This window comes from Aeromonas sp. 600948 (assembly GCF_049174875.1).
In the GTDB taxonomy this organism is placed as follows: Bacteria; Pseudomonadota; Gammaproteobacteria; order Enterobacterales; family Aeromonadaceae; genus Aeromonas; species Aeromonas veronii_A.
In genome coordinates this window covers 109,795-135,480 of sequence record NZ_JAAKTY010000002.1, presented here as the reverse complement: position 1 = coordinate 135,480, position 25,686 = coordinate 109,795, and the positions used below count along the sequence as shown (strand labels likewise).

Here is a 25,686-nt window from a genome sequence, read left to right as displayed (position 1 = left end):
TCTGCGGTGTGCTTCAATGACACACATCGAGACTTTTTGCACAGGATCCGGATATGCTGGCTCAGCTCTGGCTCGCGACGACCTTGACGACCACTACCCTCTCCGCCTGTGGTCATCACGATTATCCCCCCTGGAACTGGCTGAGCGATGGCAAGATCATCGGCGTTTGTGCCGAAGTAGTCAGTACCCTCTATCAACGGTTGGGTTTCAATGTGGATCTCTCCTATGTGGGCCCCTGGGCCCGCTGTCAGCAGAAAGTGGCGAAAGGAGAGGTCGACATCAATATCTGTGCGCTGCGCAACGAAGAGAGAGCACACTACTCCCGCTTTACCCGAACGCCCATGGCCATCAATGACATGGCGGTGTTCGTGCGCCAACCCGGCAGCCGCTTGCTGCAGCGACGGGAGGATCTGACCGGGCTGCGGGGAGCCATGATGATAGGCGTCAGCCTTGGCAGCGAAATGGATGATTTTTTGCAAGCAAATACCCGCATCTACAGGGTCAACTCCCTCAAGCAGGTATTTGGCCTGCTGGCCAGTGACCGGGTCGACTTCGTTCCCTATGGCCGCTCTTCCGGCCGCCTGTTTTTGAGCGAAAATTACCCGAGCAGCGGAATGACTGATCTGCAGTGGCCACTGCAGCGCGGTGAGCTCTATATTTCTGTTTCACTACAATCTCCCCATCTTGGCACCCTCGAACAGCTGGAACCCATGCTGCAAGCGCCGGGCATGAGGCAGTGGATAGATCAGCTGCTGGAGAAATACAGCGACATCTATCTGCAACAACAGCGCCAGCCCTCGCCTTGACCTTCTCCCAGAAGCAAGGTTTAGAGTCTGGATACCAGATCCTGAAGGATGACCGGATTGTCACTCACCCAGCTTGCGACAAGATTGCCCTCTGCCCTGCTAGCCCGGCTATTGCTGGCGCTGCTGCTCGTGTGCAATCTGACCCTCTGCATCAGCTGGCATGCTTCTCCCCTCTCCTCCGAGACGACCCAAAGCAGCCCCCTGCCAATGGTGATGTTGGATTCATCCATGGCGATGGCGGATGGCGAGAGCTCTCATGCGATGCCCGCAATGTCTCACCCGAGCGATACCATGGCCCTCTCCTGCCATCAGGGAGACGAGGGGTCGGCCATGGGCGATGAGTGCCAGATGCAGACCGGCGTCAATGCCCTCTCCTTCGGCGCGATAGCTCTGCTGGGTGTATTGGTCGCCCTGCTGATCTTCCCCCTGCTACTTGGCAGTAACTTCGCAACTGCACTGCTTGATAACTGGTTGCGGGATCCCTTCCTGCGATCACGCGGTACCCATCCCCCCTCCTGGCCGCGCCGACACCTGATGTTGTCGGTGCTGCGACACTAGAAAGATCTTCTCTTGCGGCAGCGGCAAGCCTCGGCTTGCCCGTCTCCTGCCGCCTTGCCTGACCCTGTGCCCCGGCCAAACCGGTCCGCTCACTGGGAGCCGTGCGCGCTGATACAGCTGCGCCCCGTTTGCCGCCAATCCCTTAGGTGATGCCTTGTCCATCTCCGATCCGGCGGCCTGCACAAGAGAAGAGATATGATGTCACTTGTCCCTGTTACCGGCCTTATCGCCGCCAAGAACTTTGCCACCCTGCCACTAAGTGGGGGTGTGCGATGAGCCAGAAACTGCTGGTATCAGCCCTGCTGCTGGCCCTCGGCGCCGGTGGCGGTTACTGGGCTGCCAAACAGACCACTGCTAGCACCGTGGCCAAGGAGAAGACGCCGCTCTACTGGGTCAACCCCATGGATCCGCGCGACAAGCGCAATGCCCCGGCCAAGGACAACATGGGGATGGACTTTATCCCCGTCTATGAGGAAAAACAGGGCGGCTCACCGGGCACTGTCACCATCAGCCCCGAGATCCAGCAGAACCTGGGGGTGCGGCTTGCCAAGGTGGAGAAGCTCCCTATCCACCAGCAGATCGAGACGGTGGGCTACGTCGGCTATGACGAGGACAAGCTGGAGGCGGTCAACGCCCGCATGGCGGGCTGGATCCGCACCCTCGCCATCAAGAGCGAAGGGCAGCAGGTGAGCAAGGGGAGCCTTATTTACGAGCTCTACGCCCCGGATCTGGTCAACGCCCAGCACGAATACCTGCTGGCCCTCAACACTGCCAACCCGCTGCTGCTGCGCGCCGCCGAAGGCAAGCTCAAGTCCCTGCAGGTACCGGCAGATCAGATAGCGGCCCTCAAGCGCACCCGTCAGGTGCAGGAGACGGTGCGTTTCTATGCCCCCAGCAGCGGTTATGTCTCCGAGCTGAAGGTGCGAGAAGGCCAGTATGTGGAGCCTGCCGCGGCGCTCTTTAACATCAGCACCCTCAAGCAGGTGTGGGTGAGTGCAGAGGTGTTCGAGCGCCAGGCCGCCCAGCTGAAGGTGGGGGATCCGGTCACCATGACCCTCGACTATGCCCCCGGCCGCAGTTGGCAAGGTAAGGTGGATTACCTCTACCCGACTCTGGATGCCACCACCCGTACCCTCAAGGTACGGCTGCGCTTCGCCAACCCGGACGAGTTTTTGAAACCCAATATGTTCGCCAAGGTGACCATTCAGGCGGGCAAGGGAGAGCCGCAATTGGTGGTGCCGAGCGAAGCGGTGATCCGCACCGGCAGTCAGGACCGGCTGGTGCTGGCGCTGGGGGATGGCAGCTTCAAGTCGGTGGCCGTCACTCTGGGCCCCCAGTTTGGCGACAAGGTGGCCATCAAGGCTGGGGTAGAGGCGGGGGATAACATCGTCAGCTCTGCCCAGTTCCTGCTCGACTCCGAGTCGGCCATCGATTCGGACTTCCAGCGCATGACGGCGGTGCGCCCTGCCCAGGTGTGGACTCAGGGCGAGGTTGAAAGCATCGATCTGGCCAAACGTACCCTGATGGTCTCCCACCAGCCCATCCCCGAGTGGCAGTGGCCCGCCATGGAGATGGAGTTCACCGTCGCCGACGGGGTCGATATCAGCAAGCTGGTCGAGGGGCAGACCCTGCACCTGCAGGTAATGCAGGAGGGGGATGAGTACCGCATCACCAACATCCATCAGGAGAAGGCCCCGGCCAGCGGCCACGCTCCGGAGCAGGCAAAAGATGAGATGGAAGGGATGGACCATAGCCAACATCAGATGGCGATGCCCGAGGTGGAGAAGAAATCATGATCCCTGCCATCATTCGCTGCCTAGCAGGCAACCGCTCTCCGCTCTCTGTACTTGGTGAGAAAGGAGTTCAATCATGATCCCGTCGATTATTCGCTGGTCCATCGGCAACCGCTTTCTGGTGCTGCTATTGACCCTCATGCTCACCGCCTGGGGGCTCTGGTCGGTCAAACAGACCCCGGTGGACGCCCTGCCGGATCTCTCCGACGTGCAGGTGATCATCAAGACCTCCTATCCGGGCCAGGCGCCTCAAGTGGTGGAGGATCAGGTGACCTACCCGCTCACCACCGCCATGCTGGCGGTGCCGGGGGCCACCACGGTGCGCGGCTACTCCTTCTTCGGCGACTCCTTCGTCTATGTGCTGTTTGACGACAACACCGACCTCTACTGGGCCCGTGCCCGGGTGCTGGAGTATTTGAGTCAGGTCGCCCCCAACCTGCCCGCCTCCGCTCGACCCCAGCTCGGCCCAGATGCCACCGGGGTGGGCTGGGTCTATCAGTACGCACTGGTGGACAGAACCGGCAAGCATGACCTCAGCCAGCTCACCTCGCTGCAGAACTGGTTCCTCAAGTACGAGTTGCAGACGGTGGACGGGGTCTCCGAGGTCGCCACCGTCGGCGGCATGGTGCGCCAGTATCAGGTGCGGGTCGATCCGGACAAGCTGCGCGCCTACGGCATCCCGCTCTCCCTTATCGAGACAGCCATCAAGCAGGGCAATCAGGAGACCGGCGCCTCCGTCATCGAGATGGCAGAAGCGGAGTACATGGTGCGATCCAACGGCTATCTGAAAAGCGTGGAGGATCTGAAGCAGATCCCGCTCGGTACCAATGTGCGCGGCGCCCCGCTGCTGCTGGGCGATGTGGCTGATGTGGTCACCGGGCCCCAGAGCCGGCGCGGCCTGGCCGAGCTCAATGGCGAAGGGGAAGTGGTGGGCGGCATTATCGTCATGCGCTATGGCGAGAATGCCCAGCACACCATCGACGGGGTCAAGGCGCGGCTCGCCCAGCTCAAAAGCAGCCTGCCGGAAGGAGTAGAGATCGTCACCGTCTACGATCGCTCCGACCTTATCCAGCGCGCCATCGACAACCTCTCCGGCAAGCTGGTAGAGGAGTTCGCGGTGGTGGTGCTGGTCTGCCTCGCCTTCCTGTTCCACCTGCGCTCGTCGCTGGTGGTGGTCATCTCCTTGCCCATCGCCATCCTGACCGCCTTTATCGTGATGCACCTGCAGGGGATCAACGCCAACATCATGTCGTTGGGGGGCATCGCCATCGCCATCGGCGCCATGGTGGATGGCGCCATCGTGATGATCGAGAACGTCCACAAACACATGGAGCGGGAGGCGCTCACCGATAAGAACCGCTGGCGCATCATCACCGAGGCAAGCATAGAGGTGGGGCCCGCCATCTTCTTCTCCCTGCTCATCATCACCATCAGCTTCCTGCCGGTGTTCGCGCTGGAGGCGCAGGAGGGGCGGATGTTCCACCCGCTCGCCTACACCAAGACCTATGCCATGGCGGCGGCGGCCGGGCTCGCCATCACGCTCGTGCCGGTGATCATGGGCTACTTTATCCGTGGCAAGGTGCTGGCGGAGCAGGCCAACCCGCTCAACCGCTGGCTGAGCCTGGGCTATGTGCCACTGCTCAAAGCCGTCTTGGCTCGTCCGAAAACCACCCTGGCCATCGCCGCCGTGGTGACGGTGGCGGGCTTCTGGCCGCTCAAGTACCTGGGCTCCGAGTTCATTCCGCCGCTGGACGAGGGGGACATCATGTATATGCCCACCACCGCAGCCAATATCTCGGTGGGCAAGGCGCGGGAGATTTTGCAGCAGACCGACAAGCTCATTCGTACCGTGCCCGAGGTGCAGAACGTGTTCGGCAAGGCGGGCCGCGCCGAATCAGCCACCGACCCTGCGGATCTGGTGATGATGGAGACCAGCATCCAGCTCAAACCCCGCGATCAGTGGCGCCCCGGCATGACCCCGGAGAAGCTCAAAGAAGAGCTCGACTCCCTCATCCGCTTCCCCGGCCTCACCAACGCCTGGGTGCCCCCCATCAAGACCCGCATCGACATGCTGGCCACCGGCATCAAGACCCCGGTCGGCATCAAGATTGCGGGGCCCGATCTCAAGGTGATCCAGCAGCTCGGCCAGCAGCTGGAACAGATCGTCGGCAAGGTGGAGGGCGCCTCATCGGTCTACGCCGAGCGGGTCGCCGGTGGCCGCTACGTCAAGGTGGACATCGACCGGCTGAAAGCGGCCCGCTACGGCCTCAACATCGCCGACGTGCAGGCGGTGCTCGCCACCGCGGTGGGCGGCATGGAGGTGGGCCAGACCATCGAGGGACGTGAACGCTACCCTATCAACCTGCGCTACCCCCAGAGCTATCGCGATTCAGTGGCCAGCCTCGAGCTGCTGCCGGTGGTGACTCCGAGCGGTGCGCGTATCGCGCTGGCGGATGTGGCCCGGGTCTATATCAGCGACGAGGCCCCGATGCTGCGCAGTGAAAATGCGCGCCTCAACGGCTGGGTCTACGTCGATATTCGCAGCCGCGATATCGGCTCTTTTGTAGCTGAGGCCAAGGCAAAGGTGGGCAAGCAGCTGGTGCTGCCGGCGGGCTACGCCCTCACCTGGTCTGGCCAATACGAGTACATGGAGCGGGCCAAGGCGCGCCTCGCCTACGTGGTGCCGCTCACGGTAGCCATTATCGTGCTGCTGCTCTATCTGGCGTTTCGCCGCGTTCAGGAGGTACTGCTCATTCTCACCACCTTGCCGCTGGCGGTGGTGGGCGGGATCTGGACCCTCTGGCTGCTCGATTTCAACCTCTCGGTGGCGGTCGGGGTGGGCTTTATCGCTCTGGCGGGGGTGGCGGTAGAGACCGGCGTCTTGATGCTGGTCTACCTCAACCATGCCTGGGATGACCTGGTGGCCAGTGGCAAGCCGGACAAGGCGGGTCTGCACCGGGCGGTGATCCACGGCGCCGCCCTGCGCCTGCGCCCCAAGATGATGACGGTGGTCACCATCATCGCTGGCCTCTTGCCCATCATGTGGAGCCACGGCACCGGATCCGAGGTGATGCAGCGCATCGCCGCCCCCATGATCGGCGGCATGGTGAGCGCGCTGGTGCTGACCCTCTTGGTGCTGCCCGCCGCCTACTACCTGTGGCGCAGTCTCAGCCTTGGCAAGAGCGCGTACCCGCAATCCGAGTAACCCGATTTCACGATCCATATTGACTGAACGATAAGGAAACCATCATGAACTACAAAACGCTGACCCTGACCCTGCTGCTTGGCCTTGCCACCCAGACCAACCTGCAAGCCGAAGAGATGATGCACCATGAAGGGCACGATATGAGTCAGACGGGTGAGATGAGCGAACAGGCCGCAATGGTGATGACCAAGGGGGTCATTACCCGCCTCGATGAGGGGCGCGGCAAAGTCGGCATCAAGCACGAGGCGATCGAGAACCTCAAGATGCCCCCCATGACCATGGTCTTTCGAGTAGCTAACCCGGCCCAGCTCCAGGATCTGAAGGTGGGGGATGCGGTGCGTTTTCACGCCGAGAACCCGGACGGCAAGCTAACCGTAACCACTATCCAGAAACAGTAATCAGAGTCATTTCAAAAAAAACGGCGGGATCATCCCGCCGTTTTCTGTTATTGCACCATCCGCCGAGCGGTCTCCTCAGCCGTTCGGATAGGCTTGGGCTATGTTGGCCTGCGCCACCCCCATCAACTGAACCGAGATATCCTGCAGCACATAGAGGTCGCGGCGACGGGTCCAGGGTTGATCGGATTGCTCGTCGTACCAGACGGGCAGTTCGATCCCCTCCGGGGCATGGCTCGCCACCTTGCGGGCACGGCAGGTGATGATGCAGCGCTTGACGTGGTCGCGGTGACCGATAACGGCCGCCGTGCCAAGGGCGGCGGCATCTCCGCCGGCATAATCCCTGACAATGGCCTCCACCACGCCGTCCGTGCTGAGGTAGACCAGCTTGCCTTCATTATCCCAGTAAGGCTCGATGGAGATGACATCCCGGGCTGGAATGTCCGGATAGCGGGCCGAGTCGAGGAAGCGGGCAATCTCCCATTGCACGTACATGGGCACCGGCTTTTGCCGATAGAGGGCCGCACAGCAGGCAGCCAGAGCCTCGTTCATGGGGCCGGGCTCGGCCAGTTCATCCGGGTTGCCCGAGGCGTTGGGGCGGTTGCCGAAGGCAAAGGCGATGACGCAGTGGGCCTGGTCGATGGCGACCCGGGACGGGGTCATGTTGAAGCAGGCCTCCTCGATGAAGGGGGCCAGCTGGCGGGCCGTCTGCTCGTCGTGCAGCTCGGCGCTCAGCCGGTCGGTCAGGGTGGTGCGAAAATCCGCCGCACTCCCCTGGCTGTCATTGCTGCTGTTGCAGCCGGTGAGGGTGGCGACCAGGGGGGTACTCAACAGCCCCAGGGTGACTCTACGTCGACTCTCGTTCATTTAGATTCCTCTTTGGTAGCAAGCACTTAACGGGAACAAGCAGCAATTAACCCTTGACCCAATAAACGCTCATACCATACGGAAAAACGGGGGCGACAAAAGCCATACCGCGAGGCTCGTACCCAGAACGTGCAGCAATTCACACATTAATCAATAAACGAAAGCACTCTTTTGCGAATGAGCCAATAAAAGAAATTAACATCCACATTAATGAACCACTGATAGATAGATACTCTATCTGTGGTTCATTCGCACAGATTTCATCCCTCAGATAACGCGCTCGTTCAGCTGCGGGTTGCCAGCAACTGCTCCACATCCTCGATCACCTTGAGAGCCGCCTGCGGGCCGCCGCTGGAGGTCCAGAGCGACCCGTCAACGGCGCCAAAGCGCTTGGCCTTGATCACCGGCAGTTGCTGGAACGCCGGGGTCTGCTCCGCCTGACGCATGGCATCCACCGCATCACCGCTGGCGCTCAGAGTGCCGACCACCAGCCAGTCAGCATCCAGCAGGTTGAGGGACTCCAGACTCAGCGCCGGTGAGTGGGGTGCGCCAGTCCCCTGCTGCTTGCTTGGGCGTACCAGCCCCATCGACTCCACTACGCTGCTGGCAAAGGTGCCCTGATACATAAAGCTCGGCCCCTTGGGGTTCCAGCGCACTATGCTGATGCTCTCCCCCTGATGCTTGGCCAGCTTGCTGCGGGCCTGAGTCAACCGCTCGGCATACTGCAGCAAGAAAGTATCCCCTTGCTGGTCGCGGTTGAGGGTGTGAGCGGTGCGGCGGAAGCTATCCTGCCAAGGCTCACCCCACTTGCTGGTCACCACGGTCGGCGCGATCTCCCCCAGCAAGGTCAGCAGCTCGGGACGGGTCTGGCCGGTCAGGATAAGGTCGGGCTCCAGCGCAATCAGCGACTCCAGATTGGGGCTGTCGAGATCGCCGATCACCTGGATACCCATGCCCGCCTTGTTCAGCAAATAGCGGGGCAAGGTGGGTTGACCACGGCCATTGACGGCGCCGATGGGGGTCAGCCCCAGGGTCAGGGTGCTGTCGAGTTCGAGCTCGCTCAGCACCACCACCCGCATTGGCTGGGCTGGCACCTGCACCTTCTGGCCAAACGCATCGGTCACTTCACGCATCTCCTGCGCCTGAACCTGCGGCGCGGCCAGCATCAGGATGGCTGCTGCCAGGGCGGCAAAACGCTTCATCATTTCACTCCTTCTCGTTGCACGGCCCGGATAATCGGCCGCGTGAATACACTCGGTGGGCCCACAGAGCAGGCCCATATGACTCAACTCGCCGAACGCAGGGCACGGCCATGTTCGTGGCGACGGGGCACGATAATGGGCGCCCCGTCGCCGGGGGCATGCAGAATGTCGACACTGGTCTGGTAGAGCCGGTCGATCAAGGACTTGGTCACCACCTCCCGGGCCGGGCCCATGGCGGCAACGGTCCCCTCGCCGATGGCGATCAGCTCGTCACAGTAGCGGGCCGCCATCGCCAGATCGTGGATCACCAGCAGCACGGTTTTGCCCTCGGCGGTGATGCGATGGATCGCCTCCATCACCTCGGTCTGGTGACCGATATCGAGGGCGCTGGTGGGCTCGTCGAGCAGCACCATGTCGCTGTCCTGCGCCAGGATCATCGCCAGCCACGCCCGCTGTGCCTGCCCGCCGGAGAGGGACGCAGCGCTCTGCTGCCAGATCCCCTCAAGCTGCATTCGCTCGCAGGCAATACGCACCATGCGGGCATCCTCCTCACCCCACTGATTGAACCAGCCCTGATGAGGGTGACGGCCATACTGCACCAGCTGCTCCACCAGAATGCCGGCAGGCAGGGTGGGCCGCTGGGGCAGATAGGCGAGCTCCCGCGCCAGCCCCTTCATGGGGTAGCTGGCAAGCGGCTTGCCTTTGAGCAGGATCTCGCCGCGTTGGGCTTTCATCTGGCCGGATAACAGCTTGAGCAGGGTCGATTTGCCGCAACCGTTGGGGCCGACGATCCCTACCAGCTTGCCCCTCGGCACGCTGAAAGAGATGTCCCGCAAAATGGGGGTCTGCTGATAGGCGAAATGGAGGCGATTTACGGTGAGCGTCATCAGTCAGCCCTCTGGCGATCGTTAACAAGAAGAAACAGCAGCAACAGGCCGCCGAGAATACGGGTCATGATGCCGGTCGCCACCTCGTGGGGGCTGGCCAGCACCCGGACCAGGGTATCGCTGGCAAGCAGCAGCAGGGCGCCGCTAAGCGCCGCCAGCCAGAGCGGCACCACCCGGTCTTTCACCAGCCAAGAGGCAAGAATGGGGGCAGCCATGGCGATAAAGACCACGGGGCCGCCGATGGCGGTGCCGAGCGCCGCCACCAGAATGGCCTGCGCCAGAATGCCCAGTTGCACCCGATCGCCGTTGACGCCAAGCCCTCTGGCCATCTCGGGGCCAAAGCGTAGCACCGCCAGCGAGCGGGAGAGATAGACGATCCACGGGCAGAGCAGCAGCAACAGGATGGCGATGGGGGTGATGGTGCTGTAACCCACGGCGATAAAGCTGCCCATGTTCCACAGATAGAGGGAGCTCAAGTGCAGCAGGGCCTGGGTGGACATCACAAACTGGCCGAGCGCCTCGAACAGCTCGGAGAGGCCGATACCTATCACCACGAACAGATAGCCCTGCTCACCCGGTTTGCGGCATAGGGCATAAAGCACCAGCGCCGCGAAGATGGCGCCGATAGGGGCCGCCCACCAGGGCCAGCTGCCTATCGTCAGGTAGAGGGAGAAGACGATGATGGCCAGAGAGGCCCCGTTGTTGACCCCCACCATGTCGGGTGTGGCCAGCCGATTGCGCACCAGCGTCTGCACCAGACAGCCGGAGAGCCCCATGGCCGCGCCCGCCACCACCACCCCAAGGATGCGCGGCAGCCGGATCTTGAACAGGGTGAGCTGCTCAAGCCGCGTCCCCTCCCCCATCAGGGTGTTGACCACCCCGGCAAAACCGAGCTTGCCGCCGCCAACGCTCAGGGCCAGCAGAGCCAACGCCAGCAGCGCCATGGCCAGCAGCGCCAGCCAGCGCCAGCTCGGCAGATGGATCAGCAAAGAGCGGTTACCGGCCCGCAGGCAGAGCATATCGGTAGGTGTGCGCATCAGCCCCTCACTTGACGGTCAGCAGGGTACGAAAGCCCCCGCGATGGACGATGGCGATCAGCACTGGTGCGCCGATCAGGGCCAGAATGACGCCGTTGGGCAACTCGAACGGCTGGATCAGCCAGCGCGCCAGAATGTCGGCCAACAGCAGAAACAGCATGCCGAACAGGGCGGAGAAACAGACCTGCACCGACAGCTTCACCGGCTCCACCAGTCGGCCACAGTAGGCGGCCAGAAAGCCGACAAAGCCGATGGGACCGGCAATGGCGATGGCACTGGCGGTAAACAGGGTGGCGGCCAGCAGTACGCCAATTCGCACCCGGTTGGGGCGGATCCCCAGCGCCTGGGCCTGACTGTCCCCCATCTGCATCAGGGTCAGCTGGCGACAGAGCAGCAGGGTGATGACAAACGCCGCCAGCACGAAGGGCAGCACGGCGATGATGGCATCGAGATTGGCCGCCGACAGGGAGCCGAGGTTCCAGAAGCGGTACTGCTCCAGCACCATCTTGTTGGAGAGCAGCAGAAAGCTGGAGAGACCGCCGAAGGTGGCGGAGAGCGCCACCCCGACCAGAATGAGCTTGAGGGGGTTGGAGCGGCCAATCATCATGCCGAGCCCCAACACAATCACGTTGCCGAGCAGTGCGCCGAGTCCGGCCCAGAGCAAATAGCCATAGGCAGACTCCACACCAAACCAGGTGAGCCCCACCACCAGCGCAAAGACGGCCCCGGCGTTGACTCCCAGCAGACCTGGCTCTGCCAGCGGGTTGCGGGTCGCACTCTGCAACAAGGAGGCAGCCAGAGATAAAGAGGCGCCGACCACCATGGCACAGAGGGTGCGCGGCAGTCGCAAGGTATTGAGCACCATGGCGAGCTTCTCGTCGCCAGCCCAGCGGGCATCCCCCATCAGGTAGCCGAGCACCTCGCGAGCACCATAGACACCCGCACCGGTGGCGAGCGAAAGAGAAAGCAGTACAAACAGGAGGAACAATCCCAGCCAGAACAGCGAGGTCTGGTCTCTAAACACCCTTTAACTCCTTATGGTGGCAATGCGCATGTTGTTGAAATACATGTGGTTGAAATAAAAGCCGTCACCCGAGGTGATCCCCTGACAACAGCGGAAGCCCGCCAATGCGGGCTCCCGTTCAGCCATTACAGCTTGTAGGCCACACCGGCATAGACAGTGCGCCCGTCGAGGATCTGATCGGCCTCGGTGGCAACCCAGTCACGCTTGGTATTGGTCAGGTTGTTGAGTCCGAACTTCAGATCCAGTGCCCGGGTGGCGTTCCAGACTGCCCCGACATCCAGGGTGTGGAATCCTGCAGTCGTCTCATAGGTGGTGCCGCTCATGCGCGGAACCGGGAGGATCTGGCTGCCAGTGTAGTTCCAGCCCAGCTGGGTACTCAGGCTCTCGATGACCTGCCACTCCAGCTTGGCGTTGGCGGTATGCTCCGGCGTCCGATAGAGATCCTTGCCGCTGGTCTTGTCTTCCCCGTCGATCAGGGTGACGTTGCTGGAAAGGGTCAGGGTATCGGTGATATCAAACCAGCCGCTCAGCTCCACCCCCTTGATGCGGGCCTTGCTGACGTTCTGATAGGTCATCACCGCCGGACGCCAGGTGGAGGTCCATGCCTCGCTCTGGATCTTGTCCTTGATATCGTTGTGGAAGGCGGTAACCCCGGCGCCCCAGAACGAACCATCGTAGGCGGTGCCCAGCTCGTAGCTGACGGCGGTTTCCGGCTTCAGATCCGGGTTGCCCACCACGGCGCAGCGACCGCGACAGGCAGCTACGGCATAATCCGGGTTGGACTGGGCAATGGTCGGCGCCTTGAACGCCTTGCCAATGCCGCCCTTGACCACCCAGTTGTCCGTCAGGCTGTAGAGGGCGTAACCGCGGGGGCTGAACTCGGTGCCATAGGTCTCGTGGTGATCTACCCGGCCACTCAGGGTCAACGCCAGATCGCCAAAGCCAAACTCATCCTGCAGATAGAGCGCGCTCTGGTTGACGCTGACATCGCCCCCCTTGAGGTTGACGTTGTGCTTGAGTTCGGTGATGCGGTACTCGGCACCACTGGTCAGCAGGTGGCTGCCCAGATTACCGCTCAGCTGGCCATCGAAGGTGTGGTTGGTCTGGCTCACATCGCCGCTGGTCTTGCTCAGCGCCGTCATCAGTTCGGAGTCATCAAAGAGATCCACCTGCTCGAAGGCATAGCCGACCCGGCTGTCGAACTGATCCCAACGGCCGACGTGGGTGGCATTGAGCCCCAGTCGCTCCATCTGCTGGATATTGCGCGGCGTCTGGCCGTAGTTGTTCCAGTGGGCCTCCCGATCGTCTTTGGCGTAGTTCATCCCTACATCCAGATCCTGACGATCATCGATCAACCATTTGACGTTGGAGAGGATCCCCAGCTTTTCACGCTGCTCGATGGCATCGGCCTTGGGGTTGATGCTCTGCTCGCTCTGCCAGGCATCCCTGTGGTTCCCTTCCACCACCAGGTTGGCCAGCAGCTTGTTGTCGATCAGCGCCCCGCCCACATAGGCACTCGCCTTGTTGATATCCCCTCCGTGACCGTCGGTGGGGTCACTGAAGGTATAGGTGGCCGCCGCTTCGGTCTTCTCCCCGGGTTGGCGCAAGATGACGTTGACCACCCCACCCAGCGCATCTGCGCCGTAGAGGGAGGAGATGGGGCCACGGATCACTTCGATACGCTCAATGGCCGCCATCGGGATGGCGGAGAGATCGAAATCATTGCCATAACCGGAGGTAAGAGCATCGCGGGAGCTGATACGCCGGCCATTGACCAGCAACAGGGTGTAATCCCCCTCCAGCCCGCGCAACTTGATCTCGCTGCGGCCGTAGCTGGTCGCAGGGCTGATATTGACCCCCGGCAACTGTTTCAGAGCGCCGGTCAGATCATTGACATTGAGCTTGTCGAGCTCGACCCGAGTCACCACAGAGACGCTGGCCGGGGCGGTCAGCTCGCTGTGCCGGGTTTTACTCGCCGTCACCACCATAGTTTCATGAGCGGCGACAGGCGCAGTCCCTTGGGCCAGAACTGGCAGGGCAAAAAGGGACAACACCAGTGGATGCACTGCAAATCGTCGGGATGATGTACGCATCATCAACACTCCACATAAAACAACCAAGGCCAACACCACCGACATCCCTGTCTGACCTCGCCAGACCCGGTGCAAAGTGATGGAGTTCATTGGCATGAACAGTCGTCCATGCCCCATCACCCCGAACATCAGTGCATTACGGCAGGCCCTGCGTTGTGCTATGCCACTCGCAGCCATCAATAACAAAAGCGCCGTACCGACTGACATCGGGACGGCGCAATACTAAATGCAAATCATTTTTATTTGCAAGAGTGAATCAGGTATTCTTTCGCATCCGCTTAATTATCCATCACATCGTGGCGAGTCTGGTGATAGGCCTCTTCACTCTTGCCCCGGCGCCAGTACGGCACGGCGTAGAGCGACTGGCGATCCACCTCGAGCACAGACCGAAAATGGCGGCGCAGCGGCAGCACCAGCGCCTCTTCCCCACCCAGCCAGAAGAAGCCACCATCGCGCACCAGCGGCAGAGCAATCACATGCTCCAGCAGGCCGCTGGACTCGGGCTCGCCGACAAACCAGTGACAGCGCACCCCGACCGGCAGCGTCAACGGCTGAGCATCGGCCTGATCCGGCACCAGAATCGCAATTTCCCCTCTGGCATCGGCAGGCATCACCTCGCACATCGCCATGATGGCGGGCAAGGCGGTGAGATCCCCTACCAGACAGTAGTGATCGGCCGGTTGCAGCATAGGGTTGGGACCACCCGGCCCGGAGAGGATTACCTTCTCTCCCGGCTTGGCATGGGTAGCAAAGGCGCTGGCGGGCCCGCCGTCACCGTGCAGCACGAAGTCGATATCAATTTCCTGCTCATCACGGCGAAACGCGCGGATGGTGTAGGTGCGGATCACCGGCTTGTCAGCCGGGTCACTCCAGCGCGGGCCGCTCGGGGTCATGGCAGGCAGCACCGGCTCTACCTGATGGGGCTGGGCCAGCATCACCTTGATATGGGCCCCACCGCAGGTGAAGGGATAGTCAGCCAGTTCGCTGCCACCAAAGGTGATACGACGCAAATGGGGGGTGATCTGGGTAATGGCTTTGACAGTCAGCAGACGGGGACGATTGGGAGGCAGAGATGGGGACACAATGAGGCTCCTCGTTGAGTGTGTTGCCTATGCTACACACAAATGGGAATCACTATCAAATGCGATTATTTCTCGTCTATCCGGCTCAAACATCACTAATCACTACCATCAGCCCCCGAACAGAGAAACGGGCTTATGCACGCTAGTCCCATGATTGGACGAAGAAAGCAGCCGGACAACAACACTGTCACGCAGGGTTCCATTTGCCTATTTCGACCATAGTTTTTCGAGATCAAATTTTATTTCTCAATAAGTTTCCTATCCTTAGTGAAGCAGTTAATGTAAGCACAGGATGCCAAACAGGATTGTATGATGGATGACCAGATCCTGATTATTGATGATGACGAGCTCTCCCTCCCCGACGCGCAGCAAGCAGGCTGGAGGGTGATGATTGTTGACGATGAACCGGAAGTGCATCGCATCACCAAGATCACTTTAAACAAATTCGAGTTTGACAATCGTCCCATCGAGTTTCTGCATGCCTATTCGGCAGCAGAGGCAAAAAAATTGCTGGCCACCACCCCGGATGTTGCACTGCTGCTGCTGGACGTGGTGATGGAGGTCGATCACGCCGGTCTTGATGTCGTCAAATATGTCCGTGAAGAGCTGCAAAACAAGATGGTACGAATCGTGCTGCGTACCGGCCAACCCGGCCAAGCGCCGGAAGATGACGTGGTGACCAACTACGACATCAACGACTACAAGGATAAAACCGAGCTCACCTCCCAGAAGCTGCGCACCCTGCTGCGTGCCAGCCTGCGCTCCTATCGGGATATCCGCACCCTGGAAAGCAATCGGCAAGGGCTGGAAAAAGTCATCGAAGCCTCCAAGGGGATCTTTGAGAAACGGGCGCTGCGTCAGTTTGTCGAAGGCGCCCAAGAGCAGCTGAGCGCCCTGCTCCATCTGGGAGAGACCCAGATTTACGATGTAAAACAATATGCCTACGAAGTGAAGGATCAACTGCTGGAGCCCCTGCTGCCAGGTCATCCCCCGGTGCGGTTGACAGAGGCACCCGAGATACTGCGTCAGGCCATGACCCGGGGCTGCAATATCTACAACACCAACCAGATGGTGCTCTACTGCCAAAACCCGCGCCACCACCTGTTGTTTCATATCGAGACCACTCGCCAGCTCAGTCAGATCGATACCAGCCTGCTGACCCTGTTTACCGAAAACATCATAGTGGCACTTGAAAATATCCGGCTCAACGAGGTGATCGCCGACAACCAGCGGGAGATCATCTATCGCATCGGCGAACTGGTCGAAACCCGCTCCAAGGAGTCAGGGTTACACGTCAAACGGGTCGCGCTCTACACCGAGCTTTTCTGCCATCTGCTGGGGATGAGCGAAGAGCAGAGCGAGCTGGTTAAACGGGCCTCACCACTGCACGACATTGGCAAGGTGGGTATTCCCGATGCCATTTTGCACAAACCTGGCAAGCTGACCCCGGAAGAGTGGGAGATCATGAAAACTCATGCCCAACTCGGTCAGGATATGCTCTCCGGCAGCGATCTGGCGTTGTTCCAGATTGGCGCCACCATAGCAGGCAATCACCATGAGAAGTGGAATGGCAGCGGTTATCCCCGCGGTTTGAAGGGGGCCGATATCCCACTGGAAGGACGGATCGTGGCACTGGCCGATGTGTTCGATGCCTTGGGTTCGGATCGCTGCTACAAGAAAGCGTGGCCGCTGGACAAGGTGCTGGCCCTGATTGAAGAGGAGAAGGGGCAGCATTTCGACCCCCAGCTGGTCGAGCTGATGATGGCCAATCTGGACAAGTTCCTCGAAATCCGCGAGCAGAACAAGGATGTCTATATTGGCGATCACTGATTGCTGCCAATCCCTTATCCTAAGGGTTCGAGCTAAAAAACCGCCCTGCTTATCGAGGGCGGTTTCTTCTCTCTGGTGTATCGTTTTTCCCGAGTCTGGGCTACTGCTCTGGCAAATTGAGATCCAGCTTGGCTGCCGGTTGGCCGTTTTGTTGATTTTCAGCCTGAGCTGCTGCTAGCGCACGTTTAAAAGCACGCCGTTTTTGCATCACCACAAAACCTGCGCCTCCCAGCAACACCAGTAGTACCCCACCCCCAACCAGAACCCAAAGTAGCCACCCCATTCCCTCTTCAGGCTGCTCTTCGGTAGACTCGGCGCTGGAGGCCTGAGCGGCTGCTGATGCCACCTCTGCGGGAGGCGGAGGGGGCGGAAAGATATTGAAGGTTTTCACTGGCAACTCGATCTTCAGCTCGCGCCCCAGACGAGTGGTGCCATAAAGGGTCGCTTTCACCTCATGCTGACCGACCTCCTTGATGGCAGAGAGATCGATATCAAGCTTGGGCTCACTGGCCGTCTCGCTAAACTCGTAGAGGCCACCCACATTGCTGGTGACACTCCCCTTGATCGCGACAGAGGCCGGATCCAGTTCATCACGATCGATCAGCAGCGACAATTTGGCGCCCAGCTCTTCCGAAGGGGGTGTCAGGTTATAGCTGAACGGATAAGGATAGAGCAGCACATCCTGATAGCGGGCTCGGACAAACACCTGATTACCTGTGCTGAACATGGCGCGGTATTTGCCGGCGGGAATATCCTGTAGTGTCACTTCCGCCGTCATGATGCCGTCACCCGGCACTTCGTCCAGCCCCTTGCCATCATCGCGATAGTGGCCAAGTACTTGATCCAGCACGACCTCTTTCTTATCGGCATCGCTGAACGATTGCAGCTTGACGGTCATGCCAAGATCAGAGAGATAGTATTTATCTTTCGGCGGCTGACCATTGATCAGCAACCACGCCTTGAGCTTGACCACCTCCCCCTGATAGAGCTGCATCGGCAAGGCGGCAATATCAAGCCGGATATCGGAGAGGATACGAACCCGATTGTCGGGATCCACCTCGCCGATCGCCTGCCAGGGGCCCGGCATCGGATTGCGCAGAGTAATGAGATCATGCTCCGGCAATGCCAGCCAACCCACATCGGCAGGTTTGACCTTGCCCACGTAAAGCTTGCTGCCATCGGGGCGAACCAGGATCACGGACGGAGTGCCCGGCTTGCGCTTGATAATGAAGGTGATCTCCTTCACCCCGTAATCGATGCGAAAGCGGTTATCAAGCAGCGGAATATCGGAAGGGGCAAATACCTCGGTCGCCGTCGCCCCCAACGAGAGCAACAACAGCAGACCTGCACACCACTTGCTCATTGCCGCCACAAACAACTTCCTCCCTTCTTCTGTACCAGATCCAGTCTCGCTTCGTGCAGGGCCTGAACCTCGGCACTGGCACGCACCACCTTGAGGGCGGGTCGGTTGCTCTCCAACCGGCGAATGCTGGTGTCCTGATTGCTCTCGTTTTCGTTGCTCTCGGTAGCCAGATTGAGTTTGGTCTGGCCGCCGGTCATCAGCAGGTAGACGTCCGCCAGGATCTCCGCATCGAGCAAAGCCCCGTGCAGGGTACGGTGGGAGTTGTCGATACCGTAACGATCGCACAGCACATCCAGGTTGTTGCGCTTGCCGGGGAAGAGATCCCGCGCCATCGCCAGGGTATCTGTGATGGTGCAGATATCCGCCGTCTTGAAGTTGAGTCCGAGCTTGCTGAACTCATAGTCCATGAAGCTCACGTCAAACGGCGCGTTGTGGGCGATCAGTTCGGCGCCGCGGATGAACTCGAGGAATTCGTCGGCAATCTGGCTGAACGACGGTTTGTCACGCAGAAACTCGTCGGTGATACCGTGCACCTGGATCGCTTCCGGGTCGACCAGACGATCAGGCTTGATATAGACGTGATAGTGGTTACCGGTCAGCTTGCGGTTGATCACCTCCACACAGCCGATTTCGATAATGCGGTGCCCCAGATAGACAGGGCCGCCCGCCGTATTCATACCTGTGGTTTCGGTATCCAGAATGATCTGGCGATTCAGTTGGGGTGTGTTCATGATCCAATCTATGTCAAACTTCGGCTTTACTTACTCGCTAGTTTACCCCAAGCCTCATGTTAAAACAGATTGATTGCTCATGTTAAAACAGATTGATTTATTCACAGATGGCTCCTGCCTAGGCAACCCGGGCCCGGGTGGCTATGGCGCAGTCATGGTTTATGGCAAACACCGCAAGGAAATTTCAGCCGGCTTCAAGCTGACCACCAATAACAGGATGGAGCTGATGGCAGCCATCATGGGGCTTCGAACCCTCAACGAGCCCTGCAAGGTGCGCCTCACCACCGATAGCCAATATGTGCGCCAGGGGATCACCCAGTGGATCATCGGCTGGAAAAAGAAGGGGTGGATGACCGCCAATCGTCAACCGGTCAAGAACGTCGATCTCTGGAAGGAGTTGGATGCAGAAGTGGGTCGCCACCAGATTGAGTGGCTCTGGGTAAAGGGCCACTCCGGCCATCCGGAGAACGAACGGTGCGACGAGTTGGCCAGAGATGCCGCCTGCGGCAAGGATCTGGCCGAGGATACCGGTTACCAGCCCTGACGGGCCATGCCCGGTGTAGCGAGGGACTTTGGCAGTTGCCAGCGCCGCCGCACCGGGATCAGTGGAAAACGCCGTTTACGGGCAGCAATCACGTATACCGACGCAAACGCCTTGCAATAATCCCGCCCGATACTCTCCCGCCACCAGCTGTGCCAGCTCTGTTTACCCATAAACGAGTAACCGAAACGCTCGTCAAACATCACTTCACACCCCAATAGATGCAGCCAGTCCGTCACCCGCCCAGGGGTAAACATCCGAGCAGACCAGGGCAGCTTGCGCCGTAAAAAAGGGATACAGTGGCCAACCCCCACCAGACTCACCGGATTGTAACCACTGATGATCAGCCAGCCATCATCGGTCAGCACCCTTTCGGCTTCACGCAATACCTGATGGGGATCGGCGGAGAAATCGAGGCAGTGAGCCAGCAGACAGGCATCGACGCTGCCGGTTCGCACCGGCAGCTCGAGGGGATCGCCATACATGTCGAGCAGCCGCCCGCCGGGGGCGACCCCGATCTGGTGACGAATGGAGGAGCGTTTACAGGAGAGTTCAGCGCTCAGGGCTCCTACCTTGAGCAAGTGATATCCGAACAAGTTGGGGCACCAGCTGTCGAGCCGCTCCTGAATTTCGGCCGCCACCCAGTCACCCATAGGCAGCGCTGACCAACTGGTCGGGATCTCGATTTGTTGTTCGGTACGTGCCACCTGCATAATAGGGTTCAACTCGGGGTTTCGAACGCCATCCTGTTATATAAGATACCCTCCCTAAAGAGAAGCAGACTCATGTATCCAGTGATCACAGTTCCAGCCTTTAATGACAACTACATCTGGTTGATCCGCCACGAAAATCACTGTCTGGTGGTCGATCCGGGCGATGCCGCACCCGTGCTGGAGCGGCTCGAGGCATTGGGGCTGGTGCTCGATGCCATCCTGCTGACCCATCACCATCACGACCATGTCGGGGGCGTCACCGACCTGCTTGCCCACTTCCCCCACGCCCGGCTCTATGGCCCCAAACTTGACCCTATGCCGGATCATCATGGCCAGTGGCTCGAAGATGGTGATCAGATCAACTGGCACGGCCTCGCCCTCGAGGTAATCCATGTGCCCGGGCACACCCGTGGCCATATCGCTTACTATGGTAACGGCATGCTCTTTTGTGGCGATACCCTCTTCTCGGCCGGTTGTGGCCGCCTGTTTGAAGGGACGCCGGAACAGATGTACCACTCGTTACAGCGCCTTGCCGCCCTGCCCGACGAGACCCTGATCTACTGCGCCCATGAGTACACACTCTCCAACCTGCGCTTTGCCTATGCAGTTGAACCGGACAATCCGGCGATCCGTGATCAGATCGGACTGATCAGCAAACTGCGGCAACAAGGGCTGCCAAGCCTGCCCACCCGGCTGGAGGATGAACGCAAGTTTAATGTTTTTCTGCGCTGCGAGCTCGATTCAGTGAAATTTTCTGCTGAAAAGCACGGGCTAAAATGCGTGGAAAATCCGGTAGATACCTTCACCATCTTGCGTCAGTGGAAGGACGTTTTTTGAACAAACCTTGATCAGGGGGCCATTGCCCCTTATGATGCGGGCTGTTTTTCCCAAAAATGACCGGAACGAGATGAAGGTACGAACGGCCTTATTGGCAGCGCTGTTGCTCAGCGGCTGCCAAAACCTGAGCCATCAGGATGACCGGGCGCTAACGGCAATCGAGCCGATCAAGTCCCACCAGGTCAAGAAAAAAGCGCATAAAAAACACTCTTCCCATTTCCTGTTTGGCGATGAACAACTGGATGAAATGGAAGAGACGGACAATCTGTGGGTGCGTATCAGCGATGATATGCAACTGGAAACTCCGGACAACCCGCGCATCCGCCAGCAACGTGAGTGGCTGTTGCGCAATGATAAGCATCTGGCGACCATTGCCAGCCGGGCTGAACCCTACCTCTATCTGATGGTAGAGGAGATTGAACGGCGTGAGCTGCCAATGGAGCTTATTACTGTCCCGATGATCGAGAGCATGTTTGATCCTCATGCCCGATCCCGCAGCAATGCCGTCGGACTCTGGCAGTTTGTGCCAGCGACAGGCAGAAACTTCGGTCTGCGCCACGACAACTGGTATGATGGACGGCGCGATGTGCTGGCCTCCACCAATGCGGCGCTCGACTATCTGGAGTACCTGAACCGCTTCTTTGACGGTGACTGGCTGCAAACGCTGGCCGCCTACAATGCCGGTGAAGGCCGGGTGCGCAACGCCATCCAGCGTAATCAGCGCGCAGGCAAGCCGACCGACTACTGGTCGCTCGATCTGCCGCGCGAAACCCGGATGTATGTGCCCAAGATCCTCGCCATGGCTGACATGATCAGCAATGCGGACAAGTACAATATCCAGTTGCCGGTGCTCGCCAACGAGCCGAAGCTGCGTGTGGTTGAGACTGGCAGCCAGATCGATCTGAATGTGGCCGCCCAACTGGCCGGTCTGCGCACGTCACAGCTCAAGGAGGTCAATCCGGCCCTGAGCCGTGGCGTGATGTCGCCCCGTGGCCCTTACCGCCTGCTGGTACCGGTGGAGTATGCCGATACTCTGGAGCTGGCACTGGCCGATCTGCCCAAGAGCGAGCGTATTCGTACCCGCTCCTATCAGGTCACCAGTGGCGATACCCTGTCGCGCATCGCCCAGAATCATGGCGTCAGCGTGAGTGAGCTGAAGCTGGCCAACAATCTGCGCAGCAACAACCTGCGTCGCGGTCAGCAACTGGTGATCCCGACCCACGGTCAGGTCAGCAGCAAGGCCAGCTCCGCCAGCAAACCGCAACAGCTGGCAAGCCGTGGCAGCAGCCAGAAGGCCAAAGTCAGTTACAAGGTGCGCTCGGGTGACAACCTGTGGAGCATCAGCCAGGCGCACGGCGTCTCCCACGAAGAGCTCGCCAAGTGGAACGGTCTGAATGCCAAGTCGGCGCTCAAGCCAGGCATGAAGCTGGTGGTCTATCCCAAGCAAGGGAAGAAGAGCGACAAATCGATGGTGTATCAGGTTCGCCGTGGCGACTCCATCTCCTCCATCGCGGCTCGCTTCCAGGTGGCTATCAACGATGTGATGCGCTGGAACCAGCTGGATAAAGGGGATTACCTCAAGCCCGGTCAGGAGCTGACCCTGTTTGTGAAGAACAACAGCTAAGCCTCACCGCTTGAACCCGATAAAAAACGGGGCCAGTCATCTGACTGGCCCCGTTTTTTATTACTGCGGCTAACCGCTGCTGTGTCTAAGCCGCCTACTAAAACAATGGCTTGGCGCCGCCTGCGGATGCATCACCGCTCTGCAGGCAAAACTATCACAGCTATTCCCAGAGCCTTGTCGGCACCACCATCAGCACGGTGCGCTGACCGATCGCCACATTGGCATTGGGGAAGACCACCGCCTCACGCGGCTTCTCGACGATGTAGCGCAGCTCACCATCCTCCGCCAGCACGAACCCTTGGGGGAATTCGGTGAAGTTGTCCACATCGCTGGCAAACAGGAAGCGAAAGTCCGCCGATTTTTTGGTGATCACCCGATCGATGGCAAACAGGGTGAAATCATCCGCCCGCCACGGCTCCAGCGCCACCTCATCCTGAGTGACCAGCTCTTGCAGCGCTTGGCGGGTTTCGATAAAGCGGGTCATATCGTTCTCGCCAAACGGGCGCACCTTGCCCAACTCCACCGTAAAGGCGTGGGCACCATGCTGGCGGGAGCTGTAGTAGCTGAAGGTCGTGGTCGGGCTGGCGGAGAGCAGAATAGTACGCACCCCGCAGGCACCGAGGAACTGCACCTGCTCGCGGCAGTGGGGCCGCTCGTGGGGGAAGGGGTAGACGGCGAACTTCTCGTGGCGCGAACCGCGAATGGCGGTGTGCAGATCGTAGTGGTAACGGGGACGAGCCGGATCGGCAAAGAAGCGGCTCACATACTGCTCGAGACGCATGGCACGGATCCGCTCCCGATTGCAGAGCCCCTCCCCCTTGCTGTGAGCACCGGAGAAGAGCCGGTTCATGTTCTCCTCCACCTCCCGCAGCCCCAGATTCATCGCCGCCGGATTGCCAAACAGGAACAGCACCCGATGGCGGGCGCTCAGCTCGCCAGAGAGCAGACGACTCAGCAGCTGGTTGCAGATCTCGATGGGAGCGGTCTCGTTGCCGTGAATACCGCAGGAGAGGACGATATCCTTGCGTCCTCCCGGCTGGCCGCCCGCGCCACTGGCAGGCTCCAGACAGAGCACGCCCGTATCCCAGACGCTGACCCGCGCACCATCGGGCAGGGCAAATTCAAAGGGATCGAGCTGCCACTCATGGCTGCGGGTCATGGCCAAAAAATCGTGCTGGGGAATCATCCGTCTCACCCTCTTGCGCTGGAACACTATGGCCGGATTATACGCAAGGCATCACGGCTTAAAATCGTTTTTTAAACAAATTCAAACATTAACGATACAAGTGTGATAACAATCGAACGATGACAGCAATGACGGTAGCGATATGGAATAAAGAGGATAGGAAAAAGGATCAACGTAAAGCGGGGGGAGATAAAACAGACAATGACAGACATGGCGGCCGGGCGCCACAGGGGCAGAACAGCAAACGACTCAGCAGAAAACAAGGCATCCATGCCCGGCTGATCAACCACGCCAGAACGGCTTGGTGGTCTCTTGATAACGGTCAGCTTCGTTCAGGCCGATGTCTTTGAGCAGGTACTCGGGCAGCTCGGAGAGCTGGCGACGGCTGCGGCTGCGCTCCAGCCAAGTCAGAACGGTCATTTTAACGCGAGCAACCAGATTCAATTGGCTGGAATGCTGGTAACCGGTTTCGGTATAAGTCATGTTGGCCATGATGTGGCTCCTCTGAATATTTGTTTACGCACTGGGCTTTATTTGATGCGCAAAGCTTAGTCAGGGAGCAGGGCCGACTCAATTGACGAATTTTGATACGTTACATTAGTAAATCTAATGTCTAAAAACGGCAGAATTTAATTTTAACGCTTTGATTTTAAACAAATAATTATTTTAACGGTTGGCCAGCAGAGTCGCACAGCATATTGTGCTGCATGGCACCCATCTATATATGCATTTTACTGCTTTACATATGCAGGGGTGGACAAGGTGTGAACAGCTGGCAACAGCGGGGTTACACATGATTGTTAATTTAATGATCTTGTAGCAATCTTTATTTAACACCATGAAACATAAATAAAACCATCACCACATCCCCATTCAGAGGCGCACATTGCCCCCTCCTCAAAGTGCCTCTTGGCACTCCAATCGCATGCTGGTATGTTTATTTATACAGTAGTTTTGCTCCCCGCAGCGATGTCATACCTGATGTCGTCAACAGCGGGTCAGACCACAGGATCATCGATGGATACCTTTACCCCGACCGCCGCCCTGCGTCAACAGATGGCCGCCATTGAAGGCGCTCTCAACCAGCTGGCCGATCTGCTTGGTCAGCTCGACCTGCAGGAGGCTCATGTCTATCCCCTCCCTCCGGTTGCGCAGGGGGAAGAGCACGACCCGATCGAGCAAATTGAGGTGGGCTATCTCAACGGTGAAGCCGCGCTGGCGGCCACCCTCGCCGCCTATCGGGATCACAGCGCCCGCCCTGGCTGCTCCACCAAGGCGACTCACCGGCTGCCCGGCTGGTTGCGCTTTCCTGCCGCCGCAGCTCCGTTGATCCAGCCTCTGGTTGAGGAGATCAATCAGCGCAAGCTCGATTTCAAAGCGCTGGTGCAGCAGGCGGGGGGACGGGATGAAAAGTTCGAGCTGGTACATACCGCCCTGCCCGGGGTGATCACCTTGCAGGTCTACCGCAAACTGACCCTGTTGGCGGGGGAGCTACAATCCCTCGGCTTTACCTGGGCCGACAAGCAGACCATCAATCGCCTCAGTCGCGAGCAGGTGCTTGAGATGCTGGAGCGCAGCCGCCGCTACATACCGGCCCTCTCCAACAACGAGGAGTGGAGCAAGATGGTGGATCAGGAGGTGTACGACATTCGCCGTCTGCCCGCCGATGCCGAGCTGCGGATCCGCCGCCCGGTCAAGACTCACCCGATGATCAACCTGCTCTGGCTGGAGCGCACCCCGCGCAAGCAGCAGATCAAGGCGAGCCTGCCTCTGCTGCTCTGCTCCGATACCCCGCCTGCAGTCACCCATCTGGGCAACTATCCTCCCAAGAGCCGGCAGGCGCGGCGAGATCGCAAAATTGGCGGCGAGCCCATCATCGAGCGGCTGCACCTCTATCTCTATCAGGGGTGAC

22 protein-coding genes are annotated in these 25,686 nt (G+C 59.6%); 10 read left to right on the top strand and 12 right to left on the bottom strand.

Going from position 1 to position 25,686, the window contains the following annotated elements; all coding sequences use genetic code 11:
* Positions 1–53: 53 nt before the first annotated feature.
* The 5 genes from G5182_RS02335 to G5182_RS02315 all read left to right on the top strand — a co-directional run bounded on the left by G5182_RS02335 (position 54) and on the right by G5182_RS02315 (position 6,760).
* Positions 54–806 carry a substrate-binding periplasmic protein gene (locus G5182_RS02335; RefSeq protein ID WP_216978400.1) on the top strand — a complete coding sequence of 251 codons (753 nt, stop codon included), beginning with the start codon at positions 54–56 and terminating at the stop codon, positions 804–806.
* A gap of 57 nt (positions 807–863) precedes the next feature.
* Entirely contained in the window at positions 864–1,364 is a 501-nt protein-coding gene (locus tag G5182_RS02330; RefSeq protein ID WP_227342331.1) for a hypothetical protein, read from the top strand.
* Positions 1,365–1,636: 272 nt separating this feature from the next.
* Positions 1,637–3,160 carry an efflux RND transporter periplasmic adaptor subunit gene (locus tag G5182_RS02325; RefSeq protein ID WP_216978399.1) on the top strand — a complete coding sequence of 508 codons (1,524 nt, stop codon included), beginning with the start codon at positions 1,637–1,639 and terminating at the stop codon, positions 3,158–3,160.
* Positions 3,161–3,233: 73 nt separating this feature from the next.
* Positions 3,234–6,362, top strand: a complete 3,129-nt coding sequence (locus tag G5182_RS02320; protein WP_227342329.1) for an efflux RND transporter permease subunit — start codon at positions 3,234–3,236, stop codon at positions 6,360–6,362.
* Between the two features lie 44 nt (positions 6,363–6,406).
* Positions 6,407–6,760, top strand: a complete 354-nt coding sequence (locus tag G5182_RS02315) for a copper-binding protein (RefSeq protein WP_227342327.1) — start codon at positions 6,407–6,409, stop codon at positions 6,758–6,760.
* Positions 6,761–6,835: 75 nt separating this feature from the next.
* On the opposite strand, the gene G5182_RS02310 is transcribed toward G5182_RS02315, so the two are convergent.
* The 7 genes from G5182_RS02310 to G5182_RS02280 form a co-directional block, all read right to left on the bottom strand.
* Positions 6,836–7,624, bottom strand: a complete 789-nt coding sequence (locus G5182_RS02310; RefSeq protein ID WP_227342325.1) for a hypothetical protein — start codon at positions 7,622–7,624, stop codon at positions 6,836–6,838.
* 284 nt (positions 7,625–7,908) lie between these two features.
* A complete protein-coding gene (locus G5182_RS02305; RefSeq protein WP_100645523.1) occupies positions 7,909–8,826 on the bottom strand; it encodes an ABC transporter substrate-binding protein in 918 nt (305 codons plus the stop codon).
* Positions 8,827–8,909: 83 nt separating this feature from the next.
* On the bottom strand, positions 8,910–9,713 hold the full coding sequence (locus tag G5182_RS02300) for an ABC transporter ATP-binding protein (RefSeq protein WP_227342324.1): 804 nt from the start codon (positions 9,711–9,713) through the stop codon (positions 8,910–8,912).
* Positions 9,713–10,750 carry a FecCD family ABC transporter permease gene (locus tag G5182_RS02295; protein ID WP_227342322.1) on the bottom strand — a complete coding sequence of 346 codons (1,038 nt, stop codon included), beginning with the start codon at positions 10,748–10,750 and terminating at the stop codon, positions 9,713–9,715. The genes G5182_RS02300 and G5182_RS02295 overlap by 1 nt, the downstream gene beginning before the upstream one ends.
* A gap of 7 nt (positions 10,751–10,757) precedes the next feature.
* Positions 10,758–11,774, bottom strand: coding sequence for a FecCD family ABC transporter permease (locus G5182_RS02290; RefSeq protein WP_019446608.1), 1,017 nt, complete (start codon positions 11,772–11,774; stop codon positions 10,758–10,760).
* 125 nt (positions 11,775–11,899) lie between these two features.
* Complete coding sequence (locus G5182_RS02285; RefSeq protein ID WP_227343018.1) at positions 11,900–13,867, bottom strand: TonB-dependent receptor domain-containing protein; 1,968 nt, start codon at positions 13,865–13,867, stop codon at positions 11,900–11,902.
* 278 nt (positions 13,868–14,145) lie between these two features.
* A complete protein-coding gene (locus tag G5182_RS02280) occupies positions 14,146–14,949 on the bottom strand; it encodes a siderophore-interacting protein (protein WP_069526731.1) in 804 nt (267 codons plus the stop codon).
* Between the two features lie 312 nt (positions 14,950–15,261).
* On the opposite strand from G5182_RS02280, the gene G5182_RS02275 reads away from it, so the two are divergent.
* Positions 15,262–16,779 carry an HD domain-containing phosphohydrolase gene (locus G5182_RS02275; protein ID WP_216954328.1) on the top strand — a complete coding sequence of 506 codons (1,518 nt, stop codon included), beginning with the start codon at positions 15,262–15,264 and terminating at the stop codon, positions 16,777–16,779.
* Positions 16,780–16,879: 100 nt separating this feature from the next.
* Here the strand turns inward: G5182_RS02275 and G5182_RS02270 are convergent, their stop codons facing one another.
* Positions 16,880–18,142 (bottom strand): TIGR03503 family protein, encoded by a 1,263-nt coding sequence (locus G5182_RS02270; RefSeq protein ID WP_227342321.1) that lies wholly within the window; start codon positions 18,140–18,142, stop codon positions 16,880–16,882.
* A complete protein-coding gene (gene dnaQ, locus G5182_RS02265; protein ID WP_047439188.1) occupies positions 18,139–18,873 on the bottom strand; it encodes a DNA polymerase III subunit epsilon in 735 nt (244 codons plus the stop codon). Before dnaQ ends, G5182_RS02270 begins: the two co-directional genes overlap by 4 nt.
* Positions 18,874–18,952: 79 nt before the next feature.
* Between dnaQ and rnhA the strand changes: the two genes are divergently transcribed.
* Positions 18,953–19,417, top strand: coding sequence for a ribonuclease HI (gene rnhA, locus G5182_RS02260; RefSeq protein ID WP_227342319.1), 465 nt, complete (start codon positions 18,953–18,955; stop codon positions 19,415–19,417).
* Here the strand turns inward: rnhA and G5182_RS02255 are convergent.
* Positions 19,405–20,127 carry a methyltransferase domain-containing protein gene (locus G5182_RS02255; protein ID WP_227342318.1) on the bottom strand — a complete coding sequence of 241 codons (723 nt, stop codon included), beginning with the start codon at positions 20,125–20,127 and terminating at the stop codon, positions 19,405–19,407. The genes rnhA and G5182_RS02255 overlap by 13 nt on opposite strands.
* A gap of 72 nt (positions 20,128–20,199) precedes the next feature.
* On the opposite strand from G5182_RS02255, the gene gloB reads away from it, so the two are divergent.
* Together gloB and G5182_RS02245 are read left to right on the top strand one after the other, a co-directional pair.
* Positions 20,200–20,964, top strand: coding sequence for a hydroxyacylglutathione hydrolase (gloB, locus tag G5182_RS02250; protein ID WP_227342316.1), 765 nt, complete (start codon positions 20,200–20,202; stop codon positions 20,962–20,964).
* 70 nt (positions 20,965–21,034) lie between these two features.
* Complete coding sequence (locus tag G5182_RS02245; protein ID WP_227342315.1) at positions 21,035–22,588, top strand: lytic transglycosylase; 1,554 nt, start codon at positions 21,035–21,037, stop codon at positions 22,586–22,588.
* Positions 22,589–22,748: 160 nt separating this feature from the next.
* Here the strand turns inward: G5182_RS02245 and astE are convergent, their stop codons facing one another.
* Together astE and G5182_RS02235 are read right to left on the bottom strand one after the other, a co-directional pair.
* A complete protein-coding gene (gene astE, locus G5182_RS02240; protein WP_227342313.1) occupies positions 22,749–23,774 on the bottom strand; it encodes a succinylglutamate desuccinylase in 1,026 nt (341 codons plus the stop codon).
* A 282-nt stretch (positions 23,775–24,056) separates the two neighbouring features.
* Complete coding sequence (locus tag G5182_RS02235; protein ID WP_005337823.1) at positions 24,057–24,266, bottom strand: DUF1127 domain-containing protein; 210 nt, start codon at positions 24,264–24,266, stop codon at positions 24,057–24,059.
* A 525-nt stretch (positions 24,267–24,791) separates the two neighbouring features.
* Here G5182_RS02235 and G5182_RS02230 point away from each other — a divergent pair.
* Positions 24,792–25,685, top strand: coding sequence for a DNA replication terminus site-binding protein (locus G5182_RS02230; protein ID WP_042055486.1), 894 nt, complete (start codon positions 24,792–24,794; stop codon positions 25,683–25,685).
* Position 25,686 lies beyond the last annotated feature (1 nt).